The 14,319-nt window shown below is 73.4% G+C and carries 12 protein-coding genes and 1 pseudogene; 2 read left to right on the top strand and 11 right to left on the bottom strand.

The features are described from left to right. Position 1: 1 nt before the first annotated feature. Positions 2-871 (top strand): undecaprenyl-diphosphate phosphatase, encoded by an 870-nt coding sequence (locus tag FB457_RS07000; RefSeq protein WP_145781191.1) that lies wholly within the window; start codon positions 2-4, stop codon positions 869-871. A 30-nt stretch (positions 872-901) separates the two neighbouring features. Here the strand turns inward: FB457_RS07000 and FB457_RS06995 are convergent, their stop codons facing one another. From FB457_RS06995 to FB457_RS06985, 3 genes and pseudogenes are all read right to left on the bottom strand, one after another. Further along, complete coding sequence (locus FB457_RS06995) at positions 902-2,035, bottom strand: CapA family protein (RefSeq protein WP_047014378.1); 1,134 nt, start codon at positions 2,033-2,035, stop codon at positions 902-904. 106 nt (positions 2,036-2,141) lie between these two features. After that, positions 2,142-3,044 carry a Gfo/Idh/MocA family protein gene (locus FB457_RS06990; protein WP_145781315.1) on the bottom strand — a complete coding sequence of 301 codons (903 nt, stop codon included), beginning with the start codon at positions 3,042-3,044 and terminating at the stop codon, positions 2,142-2,144. Positions 3,045-3,123: 79 nt separating this feature from the next. Then, positions 3,124-4,339, bottom strand: a pseudogene (locus FB457_RS06985) (FAD-dependent monooxygenase). Here FB457_RS06985 and FB457_RS35930 point away from each other — a divergent pair. Further along, complete coding sequence (locus tag FB457_RS35930) at positions 4,314-5,189, top strand: hypothetical protein (protein WP_164492503.1); 876 nt, start codon at positions 4,314-4,316, stop codon at positions 5,187-5,189. The pseudogene FB457_RS06985 and the gene FB457_RS35930 overlap by 26 nt on opposite strands. 295 nt (positions 5,190-5,484) lie before the next feature. Here FB457_RS35930 and FB457_RS06975 read toward each other — a convergent pair whose 3' ends face one another. From FB457_RS06975 to FB457_RS06940, 8 genes are all read right to left on the bottom strand, one after another. Further along, positions 5,485-6,165: a uracil-DNA glycosylase gene (locus tag FB457_RS06975; RefSeq protein ID WP_047014380.1), complete on the bottom strand. Its 681-nt coding sequence runs from the start codon at positions 6,163-6,165 to the stop codon at positions 5,485-5,487. Between the two features lie 94 nt (positions 6,166-6,259). Further along, positions 6,260-7,840 (bottom strand): ABC transporter substrate-binding protein, encoded by a 1,581-nt coding sequence (locus FB457_RS06970; protein WP_047014381.1) that lies wholly within the window; start codon positions 7,838-7,840, stop codon positions 6,260-6,262. 128 nt (positions 7,841-7,968) lie between these two features. Further along, the gene (locus FB457_RS06965; RefSeq protein WP_145781189.1) at positions 7,969-8,751 is read right to left on the bottom strand and encodes an SDR family oxidoreductase; all 783 of its coding nucleotides are present in this window, start codon (positions 8,749-8,751) and stop codon (positions 7,969-7,971) included. A 17-nt stretch (positions 8,752-8,768) separates the two neighbouring features. Further along, positions 8,769-9,527: a 3-oxoacyl-ACP reductase FabG gene (gene fabG / locus FB457_RS06960; protein ID WP_145781187.1), complete on the bottom strand. Its 759-nt coding sequence runs from the start codon at positions 9,525-9,527 to the stop codon at positions 8,769-8,771. 167 nt (positions 9,528-9,694) lie between these two features. Next, the gene (locus FB457_RS06955; protein WP_047014384.1) at positions 9,695-10,087 is read right to left on the bottom strand and encodes a DUF3037 domain-containing protein; all 393 of its coding nucleotides are present in this window, start codon (positions 10,085-10,087) and stop codon (positions 9,695-9,697) included. Further along, positions 10,084-10,908, bottom strand: a complete 825-nt coding sequence (locus tag FB457_RS06950) for a HipA family kinase (RefSeq protein WP_173534912.1) — start codon at positions 10,906-10,908, stop codon at positions 10,084-10,086. Before FB457_RS06950 ends, FB457_RS06955 begins: the two co-directional genes overlap by 4 nt. 273 nt (positions 10,909-11,181) lie before the next feature. Next, positions 11,182-13,398, bottom strand: coding sequence for a sulfatase family protein (locus FB457_RS06945; RefSeq protein ID WP_145781185.1), 2,217 nt, complete (start codon positions 13,396-13,398; stop codon positions 11,182-11,184). Positions 13,399-13,775: 377 nt separating this feature from the next. Further along, entirely contained in the window at positions 13,776-14,228 is a 453-nt protein-coding gene (locus FB457_RS06940) for an FAD-dependent oxidoreductase (RefSeq protein WP_145781183.1), read from the bottom strand. Positions 14,229-14,319 lie beyond the last annotated feature (91 nt).

Genomic DNA, 14,319 nt, shown 5'->3' with positions numbered 1-14,319 from the left:
TATGAGCTGGATCGAAGCAGTCATCCTCGGACTCGTCCAAGGGCTGACGGAATTCCTGCCGATCTCCTCCAGCGCCCACCTCCGGCTCACGGCGGCCTTCGCCGGCTGGGAGGACCCGGGCGCGGCCTTCACCGCGATCACCCAGATCGGCACCGAGACCGCCGTGCTGATCTACTTCCGCAAGGACATCGCGCGGATCGTCTCCGCCTGGTGCCGTTCGCTCACGAACAAGGCGATGCGCTCCGACCACGACGCCAAGATGGGCTGGCTGGTCATCGTCGGCTCGATCCCCATCGGGGTGCTGGGACTGACGTTCCAGGAGTCGATCGAGGGCCCGTTCCGGGATCTGCGGCTGATCGCCACCACGCTCATCGTGATGGGCCTGCTGCTCGGCTTCGCCGACTGGCGCGCCTCCACCGGCGGCGGCCGGCACCGCGCGGCCGTGAAGCGCAAGGAACTGACGGACCTCAACACCCGCGACGGCCTGCTCTTCGGCTTCGCCCAGGCGCTGGCGCTGGTGCCGGGCGTCTCCCGGTCGGGCGCGACGATCACCGGCGGCCTGTTCCTGAACTACAACCGCGAGGCGGCAGCCAGGTATTCGTTCCTGCTGGCCATTCCCGCGGTGCTCGCCTCCGGGCTCTTCGAGCTGAGGAAGGTGCCCGGGGCGACGCACATGAACTGGGGCGCGACCGTGGCCGGGACCGTGATCGCGTTCCTTGTCGGATACGCCGTCATCGCATGGTTCATGAAGTTCATCACCACCCGCAGCTTCGCGCCCTTCGTGATCTACCGCGTGCTGCTCGGCATCCTCATCTTCGCCCTGATCGCGACCGGCGCCCTGGATCCGGAGGCCGGCGACGCGGCCCACTGACCCGAGCGGGCCGGCGGCCGTCCCGCGGGGTCAGAACGACGCCTCCGTCAGGCCGTCTTCCGCCGCGCCGCGGCTGAGGACGGCGGCCCGTACCCGCGCGTGCACGTCCGGGTACGTCTCGGGCGTCGCCGGCACCACGCGGAACGGGGGCCCGGTCTCCGCGTGCTGGGCCAGGAACTCCGCGCGGGTCACCCGCCAGCCGTCGCGGGCGGGGGTGAAGGTGAAGCGGGCGGCGGAGCCCTCGTTGCCGCGGTACATCGACGGGATGAAGCTGGCGACCTGGTCGCCGAGGCCGTAGACGACCCAGGTGCCGTTCACCTTCTCGTACGGCTGCGGGACGTGGTTGTGGGTGCCGACGATCAGGTCGATGTCCTTGCGGCCGCCGCTCCGCGAGCGCGTCAGCCGGTCGGCGAGCCGCCGTTGGGCGAGATCCGGTTCCTGCTGCCACTCGGTTCCCCAGTGCGCGCTGACGACGACCACGTCGGCCCCGGCGCGACGGGCCGCGCGGGCGTCGGCGACGACGCGGTGCGGGTCGAGCATCGCGAGGGACCAGGGTGCGTCGGCGGGGACGCCGGCGTTGCTGCCGTAGGTGTACGAGAGGTGGGCGACCTTGGCGCCGCCCGCGGACAGCAGGGCGGCGCGGCCGGACTCGGCGCGGGTGCGGGCGGTGCCGGCGTAGTGCAGGCCGGCGCCGTCGAGGGCGTCCAGGGTGCGGCGTACGCCGTCGGCGCCGGAGTCGAGCGCGTGGTTGGAGGCGGTGGAGCAGCCGTCGTAGCCGACGTCGTGCAGGGCCGTGGCGAGGCCGGGCGGGGACTGGAACGACGGGTAGCCGGTGAACGGTCCCTCGCGCGGCCCGAGCGGGGTCTCCAGATGGCACAGCGCGAGGTCCGCCTTGGCGACGGTGGGCGCGACGGCGGCGAACATGGGGCGGAAGTCGTAGTCCTTGTCCCCGGCGTCCGTGGCCGCCTGCGTCATGATCGAGGGGTACGGGATGATGTCGCCGGTCGCCAGCAGCGTGAACGGGCGGGCGCCGGACCCGGGCCCGGCCGCCGCGGGCGCGGCGGATCGGCCGGCGGACCCGCAGCCAGCGGCGAGGAGCGCCGCGGCGGCGAGTGCGGTGGCGGTGCCTGCGGCTGCGGTGAGCCGGATACGGCGCCGGGGCATGGGCGCCCCCTTCGTACGGTCGGAGCACGAACGGGAAGCAGCTTGCCCCTTTTCATATGATTAACCGCTCACCACTCCGGCCGTGTCCGGCGTACGGGTGGCGACATCAACCCGCCCGGCCCACCTCGCGGACGATGCGCTCGCACAGCTCGTGGGTGGCGAGCGCGTCCCGCGCGCTCAGCACCTCCCCGGCCCGTACCGCGTCCAGGAACACCAGCACCACCTGCTCGATGCCGCGCTGCCGGGCCACCGGCACCCAGTCGCCGCGCCGCCGCACGCTGGGCTGGCCCGTGTGGTCCACCACCTCGGCGAGGTTGCGGACCTCGCGCTTGGTGTCCTGTCCCGACACCTCCAGGATCTCCTCGGCGGAGCCCGACAGCCTGTTCATCGCGCCGATGGCGGTGAAGCCGTCGCCGGACAACTGCAGGACGACGTGGTGCAGGAGCCCGTCGCGGACGCGGGCGCGCACGTCGGCCTGCTCGACGGGGCCGGGAGCGAGGAAGCGCAGCGTGTCCACGACGTGGATGAAGTCGTCGAAGACCATCGTGCGGGGATCCTCGGGGAGCCCGACGCGGTGCTTCTGCAGGATGATCAGCTCGCGCGGGTGCTCCAGGCACTGCGCGTAGCCGGGCGCGTGGCGGCGGTTGAAACCGGTCATCAGCGAGACGCCGCGCTCCTCCGCGAGCCGTGTGAGCCCTTCGGCGCCCGCGAGGTCGTACGCGAGCGGCTTGTCGACGTAGACGGGTATGCCCACCTCCAGCAGCGCGGTGGCCAGCTCGACGTGCGCTTCGGTGGGGGCGTGCACGAACGCGGCGTCGAGGCCGGCGGCGAGCAGCGAGCCGAGGTCGCGGTGGCGGTGCGCGTGCGGGATGCGGTGGGCGTCGCCGACGCGGTCGAGAGTGGCGGGGGTGCGGGTGAGCAGGTGCGGCTCGACGCCGGGCAGCGAGGCGAGCACCGGGAGGTACGCCTTGCGCGCGATGTCGCCCAGTCCGATCACGCCGGCCTTCAGGGGCATGGCTCCCGTGGTCATGTGCGCTCCCGTCCCCGGTCGTCGGCCCGCGGACCGCCGCGGCGCAGGAGAACCTGCGTCAGGGCGCCGCCTGTGCGGGGGAAGCATACGGGCCGCCCGGGTCGGCACCGCCGCCGGGCGGCTCCCAGTCCGCGATGCCGTCCAGCCCGCGCAGCACGACGCGGGGGCCGAGCAGCCCCACTCCGCGGATGAGGGCGTTGCGGCGCGAACGGCGAGCGGTCCCGTCAGGTTGATCACGCGGCCGGCGCGGGCGGAGCGCAGCGCCACGGTGCGGGTGCGCGGGAGGCGATCGCGGGTGTAGCGCTCCAGGGCCTCCGGTACGGCCGCGGGGTCGGCGGCGGTGTGGTGGGCGAGGACGACGCCGTCCTCGACGGCCTGGTTGCCGCCCTGGCCGAGGTTCGGGGTCATGGCGTGGGCGGCGTCGCCGAGGAGGGCAACCCGGCCGCGGTGGAAGGCGGGCAGCGGCTCGGCCAGCCAGCGCACGTCGTGGTGGAGCACCTGGCCCGGCTCGGCCGCGGCCAGGATGGCGGGCACCGGGTCGTGCCAGCCGGCGAAGCGGCGGCGGAGTTCGGCCAGTTCACCGTCCGGGGAGCGGCGGCCCGCGGGCGCGAGGGCGGCGGCGTAGGCGTACACGCGGCCGTCGGCGAGCGGCTGCGAGCCCCACAGCTCCCCGCGGCCCCAGGTCTCGTGGGGCGCGAACGCGAGGGCCGCGCGGGCAGGACCAGTCGCCAGGTGGTGAACCCGGCGTAGGCGGGGCCGGGGTGGCCGGGAAAGAGGGCGCGGGGGGCGGCGGAGCCGATGCCGTCGGCGGCGACGACGAGTTCGGCCTCCGGCGTTCCGTCCGGCACCGCGACGCGCGCGGGCTTGCCGGGGCCGCCCGGGTCCTCGACCTCGGCGGCGGCTCCGGTGCGGACGGCGCCGGCCGGCAGACTGGCGGTGAGCAGCGCCACGAGGTCGGCGCGGTGCACGAGGGCGATGCCGCCGCCGAAGCGCTCGGCCAGGGCCGCCGCGTCGGTACGGGAGAGCCAGCGGCCTTCGGGCGTACGCAGCCCGCCGCTCCCCTCCCAGGCGGCAAGGTCCCGCACGGCGTCGCCGACGCCGATGGCGTCGAGGGCGCGCTGGGCGTTGGCGGCGAGGGAGATGGCGGCGCCGACGGGCTCGATCGAGGCGACCTTGTCCAGCACGGTGACGGACCAGCCGCGGCGGTGCAGCGCGGCGGCGGCCGTGAGCCCGCCCGGTCCCGAGCCGATGACGAGGGCGCGCGGCTGCTTCAAGGGAGCCTCCCTGGAGGCAACCCGGCGCCCCGAACTGCGGGCGATCTACGACCGCGCGGGCACCACGTTCGCCGACGCCGCCCACGCGCTGCTCGCGGCCTGGGGATCGGCCGACCCCGAACGGCACGCGCAGGAACTCATCGCCTGGACCGACGGCATGATGTTCCTGCACGCCGCGGGCCGGGTGACCGGGTCGCGCACGCCGACCAGGGGCGCGGCTGCGCGCCGGGTACGAGGACCTGCTGCGCGGCATGCTCGGCGGCTGACCACCGGGCGTAGCGGCAACTCCGCGGCACCGGCATCACCCTTGCGGGGAGTACCGGTGCGGCGCCGGGCACAGCAGTGTGGCCGGGTGCACCCCACTCACGCCGCCGGCGCGCTGCTGACCGGCCTCACGACGCTCGCCGCCGTCGCCGGCTGCGTCACCGTCTCCCCCGTACCCGCCACCGGCTCCGGCACGGGGGCCCGCCACGGCCCGGGCGCCGGGTCGCCCGCCACCGCCGCGCCAGCACCCGCAGCATCGCCGCTGCCGGGGCGCGACGAGCTGGCGACGATCGGCCCGGTGCCGCGCCCGCGGCGCACTTCCGCGGCACCGGCACCGGCACCGTCCGCGGGCGCCGCGCGGCCCGACGTATCCGCCCCCGGCGACGGCCTCCCGCCGGCGCCGGAGACACCTGCTCCCCGTACGGGCCAGGGCCGCCCGGCCCGTACGGCACAGCCGGCCCCGCCTCCCCGGACGCCGGCCGCCTCCGGCGGGGCCGTCGATCTGTGCGGCCTCGCCGGGGACTACGGCCGCTGGGCCCCCGGCAGCCGGGAGGACGCGGCCTGCGCGGAGTACCTCGAGCGCTAGACCCTGTCTGACGAATCCCGCCTGCGTCTGGGGGTACCGCCCACGCGCGCGCAGCGCGCTGTGGGGGAGCCTGGCACGCACGCTCGCCGCATTGTCGGGATCGACCGAGGAGACCCACTATGCGGTCGACCCTCCGCCTTGCGACCGCACGCACCAGACGCCTGGGGGTACCGCCCACGCGCGCTTGCGCGCTGTGGGGGAACCCGCCCAGAGGGCGGACGGCGCCATGTGCCAGACAGGACCTAGCCGCCGCCCGCCAGGCCCCGGTCCGTACGGACGAGTCCCCGGCCGGGCCTCAGTCCCCGGCCGCGGCCAGGTCCGGGATCCGCCAGTCGATCGGCGCGTGGCCGTGCGCCGCCACCGCCGCGTCGATCTGCGAGAACGGGCGCGAGCCGAAGAACTTCTTCGCCGACAGCGGCGACGGGTGCGCCCCCTGGACCACTACGTGCCTGGCGGTGTCGATGAGCGGCAGCTTCTTGCGCGCGTACGCCCCCCACAGCACGAACACCGCCGGATCGGGCCGCTCCGCCACGGCGCGGATCACCGCGTCGGTGAACTCCTCCCAGCCCTGGCCCTTGTGCGAGTTCGCCTCGCTCTCGCGCACCGTCAGCACCGCGTTCAGCAGGAGCACGCCCTGCTCGGCCCACGGCATCAGATACCCGTTGTCCGGGACGGGGTGGCCGAGGTCGTCGCGCAGCTCCTTGAAGATGTTGCGCAGGGAGGGCGGGGTGCGCACCCCGGGACGGACCGAGAAGCACAGCCCGTGGCCCTGCCCCGCCCCGTGGTACGGGTCCTGGCCGAGGACGAGCACCTTCACGTTCTCGTACGGCGTGGCATCGAGGGCGGCGAAGACCTCCTCCCGCGGCGGGTACACGGGGCCGCGGGCGCGCTCCTCCTCGACGAACGACTCGAGGCGCGTGAAGTAGGGCTTTTCCAGCTCCTTGCCCAGGGCGTCCTGCCAGGACGGGGGCAGCATCGGGGACACGGGTGAGGGACCTCCGGTCGGTGCAGAAGATCGGTTCAGCGGGTCGTTGCGCCGCCGACAGTACCGCCGGGCACTGACAACTCCCCTACCAACTGGTCTTCTTGTACAGCTCCCACATCCGCATGATCGTCGAGGCGTCCAGGCTCCACTCCACCCCGGCCACGTCGTCGTCCGCCGCGATGTACTGCCGGGCCTGCCAGAGCGGCAGCAGCCGCGCGTCCTCGGCGAGGATGTCCTGCGCGCGCGAGAACTGCTCGTTGACCCCGGCCCGGTCCGCCTTCCGGCGCGATTCGGGCAGCAGTTCCTCGGTGATCTCCGCGTTCTCGTACGGCGTTCCGAGGGCGTTGCGCGCGCCCGTGAAGGGGGCGATGTAGTTGTCGGGGTCGGGGAAGTCGGGCGACCAGCCGCGGCCGAAGACGGGGTACTCGCCCTTGTTGTACGCGGCGGCGAACTTCTCCCACTTGCGGCCCTTGACCGTGACGTCGAACAGCCCGCTGTCCTCCAGCTGCCGCTCCAGCTCCTCGAACTCCCGGGCCGTCACCGAGCCGTACCGGTCGGTGGTGTACCAGAAGGTCAGCGGCACGGGCTCGGTGACGCCCGCCGTCTCCAGCGTGTCCGCCGCGGCCTCGGGGTCCGGCTCGCCGTACCGGTCGAAGAAGGGGGTGGTGTGACCGGTGATACCGCGCGGGATCATCGAGTACAGCGGCTCGGCGGTGCGGCCGTAGACCTTGCGTACGAGCGCGTCGCGGTCGATCACCTGGGCGACCGCCTGCCGCACGGCGAGGCTGTCGGCGTACTCGTGCTCGGGGTTGAAGACCAGGTAGTGGATCTCCGGCATGACCACCCGGCTGAGCGCGATCGAGCCCTTCTCGTCCGCCGTCTTCTCCAGCTCCGGCACCCGGTCCGGCGGCAGTCCGCGGTACGTGACGTCGATGTCGCCCTTCTTGAGGGCGTCGGTCATCGCGTCGGAGTCGTCGAAGTAGCGGATGCTGACGGAGTCGTTGCGCAGCTCCGCGTCGCCCGTATAGCTGGAGTTGCGCTCCAGCTCGGCGACCGACCCCTTCTTGTACGACGCGAGCGTGTACGGCCCGGAGCCGACCAGGGTCCCGGGTTCCGCGAGTTTGTCCGCCGGGTACTCCTCGGGGTCGACGAGCGAGGTGGCGGGCGCGGCGAGGATGAACGGGAACGTGGCGTCGGGGCGCTTGAGGTGGAAGGTGACGGTCCGGTCGCCTTCGGTCTCGACCTTCTCCAGGCTGTCCAGCAGCCCTGCGGGGCCGGTCTCGGCGTTGATGGCGAGCACCCGGTCGAAGGAGTGCTTGACGGCCGCGGCGTCGAGCGGGTTGCCGTTGGAGAAGGTGAGGTCCTCGCGGAGCTTGCAGCGGTACGTGCGGCTGTCGGCGCCGGTGAAGCCGCAGCTCTTGGCCGCGTCGGGCTGCGGTACGGTGCTGGTGCCGGCGTAGTGCATGAGCGTCTGGTAGACGTTCCGGTACAGCTCCCAACTGCCGTCCCAGGCGGCCGCGGGGTCGAGCGTGCTGGGCGCGCTCGTCGTACCGACGTCGATGTGCCGCTCGTCGTCGCCCGACGCCGACAGCGTGCCGCAGCCGGCCAGCATCGAGACGGGTATCAGCGCCGCGGCGACCCGCCGCGGGCCCGACCGGAAGAACACGTGCTTGTCCCCCTCCTTGCACCTGTTCGATGGAGTGCGCAGACCCTACCCCACGGCCGGTGGATCACGGATCCCCCAGAACAACGCTGTGGCCCGGGGGAACGCGTGAGGCGTGTGTGACTACTGGTTCAGCTCCAGCCGGCGTTGAGGAAGATACCGCCCTCGATGGCGAGCGTCTGCCCGGTGATCCAGCCGGCCTCGTCGGAGAGGAGGAACGCGGCGGCGCCGCCGATGTCCTCGGGCACGCCGAGCCGGCCCAGCGGGTAGCCCGCGGCGGCCTCCTCCTCGCGGCCCTCGTAGAGCGCGACCGCGAACTTCGTCTTCACCACGCCGGGCGCGATGGCGTTGACCCGGACGGTGGGCGCGAACTCGTGCGCGAGCTGCAGGGTCATGTTGATCATCGCGGCCTTGCTCATGCCGTACGCGCCGACGAACGGCGACGCCGAGAGCCCGGCGACGGAGGAGACGTTGACGATCGCGCCGCCGTGCTCGCGCTGCCACGCCTTGTACGTCTGCTGGGCGAAGCCCAGGGCGGACAGCACGTTCGTCTCGTAGACCTTGCGCACCGCGTTCAGGTCGACATCCGCGATGGGACCGAACACGGGATTGGTGCCGGCGTTGTTGACCAGGTAGTCCACCCGGCCGAACGCCTCCATGGTGCGCGCCACCGCCTCGGCCTGGTGCGCCTCGTCGTGGGCCTTGCCGGGTACGCCGATGGCCCGGCCGGCGCCGAGCCGCGCCACGGCCTCCTGCAGCGCCTCCTCGCCCCTGCCGGTCACGCACACGCGGTGGCCGCGGGCGACCAGGGCCTCCGCGATGCCGTAGCCGATGCCGCGGCTGGCGCCGGTGACCAGGGCCACCCGCCCGCTCTCCGCGGCCTGCGGCACGCCGGCTCTCTCCTGCTGCGTCATGTCCTCGTCCCCCGGCCTCAGTCGAGCGGCCCGCCGGCCACGTACAGCACCTGGCCGGAGACGAAGCCGGCGTCCTCGCCCGTGAAGAAGGCGATGGCGCCGGCGATGTCGTCGGGCTGGCCGACGCGCTGGACGGGGATCTGGGCGGCGGCCGCGGCCTGGAAGTCGGCGAAGTCCATGCCGACGCGGGCGGCGGTCTGCGCGGTCATCTCGGTGGCGATGAAGCCGGGTGCGACGGCGTTGGCGGTGACGCCGAACTTGCCCAGCTCCTTGGCGAGGGTCTTGGTGAAGCCCTGCAGCCCGGCCTTGGCGGCGGAGTAGTTGACCTGGCCGCGGTTGCCGAGCGCGGAGCTGCTGGAGAGGTTGACGATGCGGCCGAAGCCGGCGTCGACCATGTGCTTCTGGCAGGCCCTGGACATCAGGAACGCGCCGCGCAGATGCACGTTCATGACCGTGTCCCAGTCCTCCTCGGCCATCTTGAAGAGCAGGTTGTCGCGGGTCACGCCGGCGTTGTTGACGAGGATGACGGGCGGGCCGAGTTCGGCGGCGGCGCGGGCGACGCCGGCCTCGACGGCGGCGGCGTCGGAGACGTCGCAGCCGACGGCGAGCGCGGTGCCGCCGGCTTCGGTGATCTTCCCGACGGTCTCCGCGCAGGCGCCCTCGTCGAGGTCGAGCACGGCGACGGCGCGCCCCTCGTGGGCCAGGCGGACGGCGGTGGCAGCACCGATGCCGCGCGCGGCGCCGGTGACGATCGCGACCCTTCCGGTGGTGGACATGCTGGTGTTCTCCTCGCGCTGGCTGGGGCCGGGGTGCCGTCCGACGAGCGGTGAGCAACCGCTTAGTAGGTACGGCTCACGTGACGCTAGGAGTCCGGCCCCGCCGTGTCAACGGGGCGCCGCGGCGGGGTCCCCGTACACGGGTGTGCCCCGGCCCGTACGCCAGGTCAGACGGGTACGCGCACCAGCAGGCCCAGCAGCCGCTCCACCTCCGCCTCCGGATCCTCGGTCAGCCCGGAGTGCACCGGCCCCGGCTGCACCACCGTGCTGCGCGGCGCGACGAGCCAGCGGAACCGCCGCCCGGCGTCGTCCCCGGCCGCCTGCCCGGCCCGCTCACCGCCGCAGCCCACCTCCTCCACCGCGCGCAGCGCGGCCCGTACGCCCGCGAGGTCCACCTCGGGGTCGAGGGCCAGCAGCCGGCGCTCGTCGAGGTCGGTGCGCGCGCACAGATAGGAGTGGGCCCGGCAGTACACCAGCACCCCGGCGTTGATCTGCTCGCCGCGTTCGACCCGCGGGACGACACGCAGCAGCGCGTACTCGAAGACCTCGCGCCCGCTCATCGCGCCCCCTTCCGCGGTGGCTTGCCCGTCAGCCACGCCGGCGCCTTCGAAGGACCGTCCGCGCTGCGCTCGCCCACGACGACGCGTTCCAGCACCCGCGGCGCGCGGGCGGCCAGCGTCTCGACGTACGCGGCCCGCACCTCCGCAGGCGACCCGAACCCCGGCTCGTCCGCCAGCCACTCGTCCGGCACCGCGGCCACCACCTCGGTCAGCAGCCCGGCGGTCACCCGTGGCGCCAGCTCCGCCGCCGCGGCGGCCACGTCCGGGCCGAAGGGGGCGAGTGCGTGGTCGGAGGCGTCGTACGGCTTGTCGGCGGCGGCCGCGGCGGAGGGCCAGTTGTGGTGCCAGATCAGGGTGGCGCCGTGGTCGATGAGCCACAGGTCGCCGTGCCAGACGAGCATGTTGGGGTTGCGCCACGACCTGTCGACGTTGCCGACGAGCGCATCGAACCACACCACGCGGCCGGCTTCCGCGGCATCGACCGGGAAAGCCAGCGGATCGAAACCGAGCGACCCGGGCAGGAAGTCCATCCCGAGGTTGAGCCCCCCGCTGGCCTTGAGCAGCGCTTGCACCTCCTCGTCCGGCTCGGAACGCCCGATGACCGGATCGAGCTGCATCCCGACCAGATCCGGCACCCGCAGCCCCAGTCGCCGCGCCAGCTCCCCGCTGACCACCTCGGCGACGAGCGCCTTGCGGCCCTGCCCCGCGCCGGTGAACTTCATGACGTACGTACCGAGGTCATCGGCTTCGACGACACCGGGGAGCGACCCACCCTCACGCAGTGGCGTGACGTAGCGGGTCGCGGTGACTTCTCGCAGCATCATCCAAAGCCATCCAACGTTTCCACCTTGCAATCGAGGGAGGCGGTCGTGATGCGCCGATTGCCTCCGGCCTCCGGCATGAGGTGAGCATAGTAACTGAGGGTGACGTCGAAGCCGGCGCCCGGCATTTCCCAGGGAAGCTCCCCTTCACCGGCGAGAACATTTCGGCATGCCGGTCGGGGGCGTCGGCCACCCCTCCCTCAGCAGGTTCGTCGTCGGCGTATGGAAGCAGTCCATGACGGCCCCGTCCGCGAACGAGGGGGAGTCGGACCGTCAGACCCGGACATGCGCGGCCGCCCAGGAGGTGTGGTCGTACGAGGTGGAGCCGTTGGCGTCCCGGACGACCAGCCGGAGCAGGCGGACACCGGTGACGTCCACGTCCACCTCCCGCGGCCCGGTGGCCGGGGTGAGCGTGCCGCTCTCGTACAGCAGGCGGTCGTCACCCCACACCTGCGCGGCCGTCGCGCCGTTCGCGCTCTGGGACGCGGAGAAGTCGTCGATGCCGACGACCGCGGTCATCCGGGTCGCGACGGCGCCGAGGTGGTAGACGATCTCGGAGGGGGCGTGCACGCCCAGCCCTTTGGCGTAGGTCACCCCGCCGAAGCCGATCGGGGTGCCGTCGCCCGCAGCCTGGCGGCCGTTGCTGCGGTCCCGCTCCACCGGCCCCCAGCCGTTGCTGGCGGACACCCACTCCAGGTCGCTGAGGAAGCTGTCCCGCCGCGGCGCGGGCGGTGGCACGGCCACCGTCCGGGACTCGGGGTAGCGCAGGGCGGCACGGCCGTACGCCGCCGTGCCCTCGGCGCGCAGCAGACGCGGGCCCGCGGCGGCGTCGCCGCGGGCCGGGGTGACCTCGACCGCCGTCCGCAGGACGGCCCCCGGCGGGAGCACGGCGGCGCGGGCCGGCCCGGCGGGGCGCAGCCGCCATCCCGCGGGCGCGTACAGCCGGATCCCGGCGTCGGTCCAGGCGCGGTCGGAGCCGTTGGCGAGGGTTGCGGTGACGGTGAAGGGCTCACCGGGATAGGCGATTTCGGGGGACTCGATACGGGTCCCGAAGCGCTCGCGCTCGTACTCCCCGGCCCAGGACGACCGCAGCAGGCCGGTGAGCTCGGCCACCACGCCCGGGCACTCGGCGGCGACGTCCCTGGTCTCCCCCGGGTCCGCGGCCAGGTCGTACAGCTCGAAGTCCCACGCGGCGTCCGGCACCTCCCGGTCCCGGCCGGGCGCGAACCGCACCGCCTTCCAGTCGCGGCGGCGCACGGACTCGGCGAGCCGGAGGATCCGTCCGCCGTCCACCGCGTTGGCGCGCTTCGTGGACCCCGGGTCGTTGCGGTACCAGTACAGGTGGTGGTGGACCGGGGCCGGCGCCGGGCGTGCGGCCAGCAGGGACGCGGCGGAGAGCCCGTCGAGGTCGCGCGGCGCCGGGGCCCCGGCCACCTCGGCGAGGGTCGGCAGCAGGTCGGTCAGCGGCGTGGGCCGCTCGCTGACGCCGGGCCGTACGGTCCCCGGGCGCCAGGCGATCAGGGGGACGCGTACGCCGCCCTCGTAGAGGTTGCGCTTGTAGCCCCGCAGCGGCCCGTTCTCGTCGAAGAGGTCGGGGTCGACACCGCCCTCCTCGTGCGGGCCGTTGTCGCTGGAGAACAGCAGCAGGGTGTCGCGGTGCACGCCGAGCCGGACCAGGGCGTCCACGACCGCGCCCACCAGCGCGTCCAGCCTGGTGATCTGGGCCGCGTGGCCCTTGTCCGCCTCACTCCACGGGCGGTCGGCGTACTCGCCCTGGTCGGGGATGTCGCTGGGGGCGTGGGGCACGTTGGGATTGAGCATGAGGAGGAAGGGCTCGCCGGCGTGGGCGTCGAGGAAGGAGACGGCCCGTTCCTGGAGGAGGTCGATGACGAAGGCGCCGCGCGCGCCGTCGGCGTTCTCGGGGATCTGCTCCTGCGCGCCGTTGTGCCAGAGGTACTGCGGGTAGTACTGGTGTGCGTGTCCGTGCGTGATGTAGCCGTAGAAGTCCGTGAACCCGCGGGCGTTCGGGTGGCTCGGCTGGTCCGCCTCCTCGGGCCCGAAACCCCACTTGCCGATGCACGCCGTGCGGTAGCCGCGGCCCTGCAGCACCTCGGCGAAGGTCGTGTCGTCCGCGGTGAGGGAGCCCTGCGGGCCGCCGAACGGGTTCTCCCGTACCCGCGCGTGCCCCGCGTGCACCCCGGTCAGCGCTGCGCAGCGCGACGGGGCGCACACGGCCGCCGCCGAGTACGCCTGGGTGAACCGCAGCCCCTCGGCCGCCAGCCGGTCGAGCCGGGGCGTGCGGACGAGCCGCTGCCCGTACGCGCCGACACCGCCGTACCCGAGGTCATCGGCGAGGATCACGACGACGTTGGGCCGCCCGCCGCCGCCCTGCGCCGCCGGACTCCGGCCTTCGGCGCGGGCGCTTCCGGGGGGCAGCGCGGCGAGGCCGAGCGCGGCGGACCCGGCAAGGAAGTGACGACGGCTGGACACGGCGCAGCTCCTTCACAGAACACACGCCGCCCACGGGCATGTGGGCGGCATCTCCGTGATCGTGCGTGGTCACAGGGGTGCCAGGCCATACACGGCTTGTGAAGTACCCGTGAAATCCCCCGCCCGGGCGGCGCGTTTGGCGCTAACCGCGTGACGAACCGTCAGCTACGGGACCGCCGGAACCGCACGTACGGAGCACCGCCAGGAGCTGCTCGGTGTCCGAGGCGCCGGCCATCTGATCACGTGGCCCGGGTGGCGTCGGATGCCGGCTCTGGTCCTGGATCCGGGGACCCGGGGCCTTTCTCACATGTCGTGCACCATCAGGTCGGCGCCTTTGAGCTCGGTGGTCGTCTCGGCGTCAAGGATGTCCGCGTGTATCAGGTCGTATCCCTTGTCCAGCGCACGTTTCCTGATGTGGGCTGCGATCTCCGGACCCACGTGGTCTTCCCAGCCGGGCGCGTAGGTCGCCCCGCCGGCGGAACGCTGGCCTGCTTCGCCTCGGGAGTCGCGATGATGTCGCCGAGGGCGAACACGCGGGGCTGTCCCGGCAGCCGCAGGTCGGAGGTGACGGTGAGCCGGCCGTCCGGCCGGCGTGCGGTGAGCAGATCGTCGCCGAGGTAGTCGGTGGCGGGCGGGCCCCCGTAGCAGCGGAACCAGATGTCGGCCGTGAGACGTTCGCCCGATTCCAGTGCCGCGGTGAATGTCGTCGCCTCGCCGGGTTCCGAGGGGGGCTCCTCGCGCAGCCGGTCGCCGAGGATGACGCGGACGCCCAGGGCGTCGAGTTGGCGGTGCAACTCATTCCGGAACAGGTCCGGGTAGTCGCCGGGCACCCGTCAACGGCTCGACGCAGTCACTACCGGCGACGATCTCTCAGGGACCCCGTCAGATGGTCCAGGAAACCGCACTGAGGTAAGGACCTTT

Source organism: Streptomyces sp. CNZ287 (assembly GCF_007827615.1).
Note: the sequence above shows the minus strand (reverse complement) of the source record. Positions and strands in the feature narration are given on the sequence as shown.

Excerpts from the sequence above, each read along its gene's own strand:
- FB457_RS07000 (WP_145781191.1), top strand. The coding sequence starts at position 2 with ATGAGCTGGATCGAAGCAGTCATCCTCGGACTCGTCCAAGGGCTGACG.
- FB457_RS06995 (WP_047014378.1), bottom strand. The coding sequence starts at position 2,035 with ATGCCCCGGCGCCGTATCCGGCTCACCGCAGCCGCAGGCACCGCCACC.
- FB457_RS35930 (WP_164492503.1), top strand. The coding sequence starts at position 4,314 with ATGACGAGGGCGCGCGGCTGCTTCAAGGGAGCCTCCCTGGAGGCAACC.
- FB457_RS06975 (WP_047014380.1), bottom strand. The coding sequence starts at position 6,165 with ATGCTGCCCCCGTCCTGGCAGGACGCCCTGGGCAAGGAGCTGGAAAAG.
- FB457_RS06965 (WP_145781189.1), bottom strand. The coding sequence starts at position 8,751 with ATGACGCAGCAGGAGAGAGCCGGCGTGCCGCAGGCCGCGGAGAGCGGG.
- fabG (WP_145781187.1), bottom strand. The coding sequence starts at position 9,527 with ATGTCCACCACCGGAAGGGTCGCGATCGTCACCGGCGCCGCGCGCGGC.
- FB457_RS06955 (WP_047014384.1), bottom strand. The coding sequence starts at position 10,087 with ATGAGCGGGCGCGAGGTCTTCGAGTACGCGCTGCTGCGTGTCGTCCCG.
- FB457_RS06950 (WP_173534912.1), bottom strand. The coding sequence starts at position 10,908 with ATGCTGCGAGAAGTCACCGCGACCCGCTACGTCACGCCACTGCGTGAG.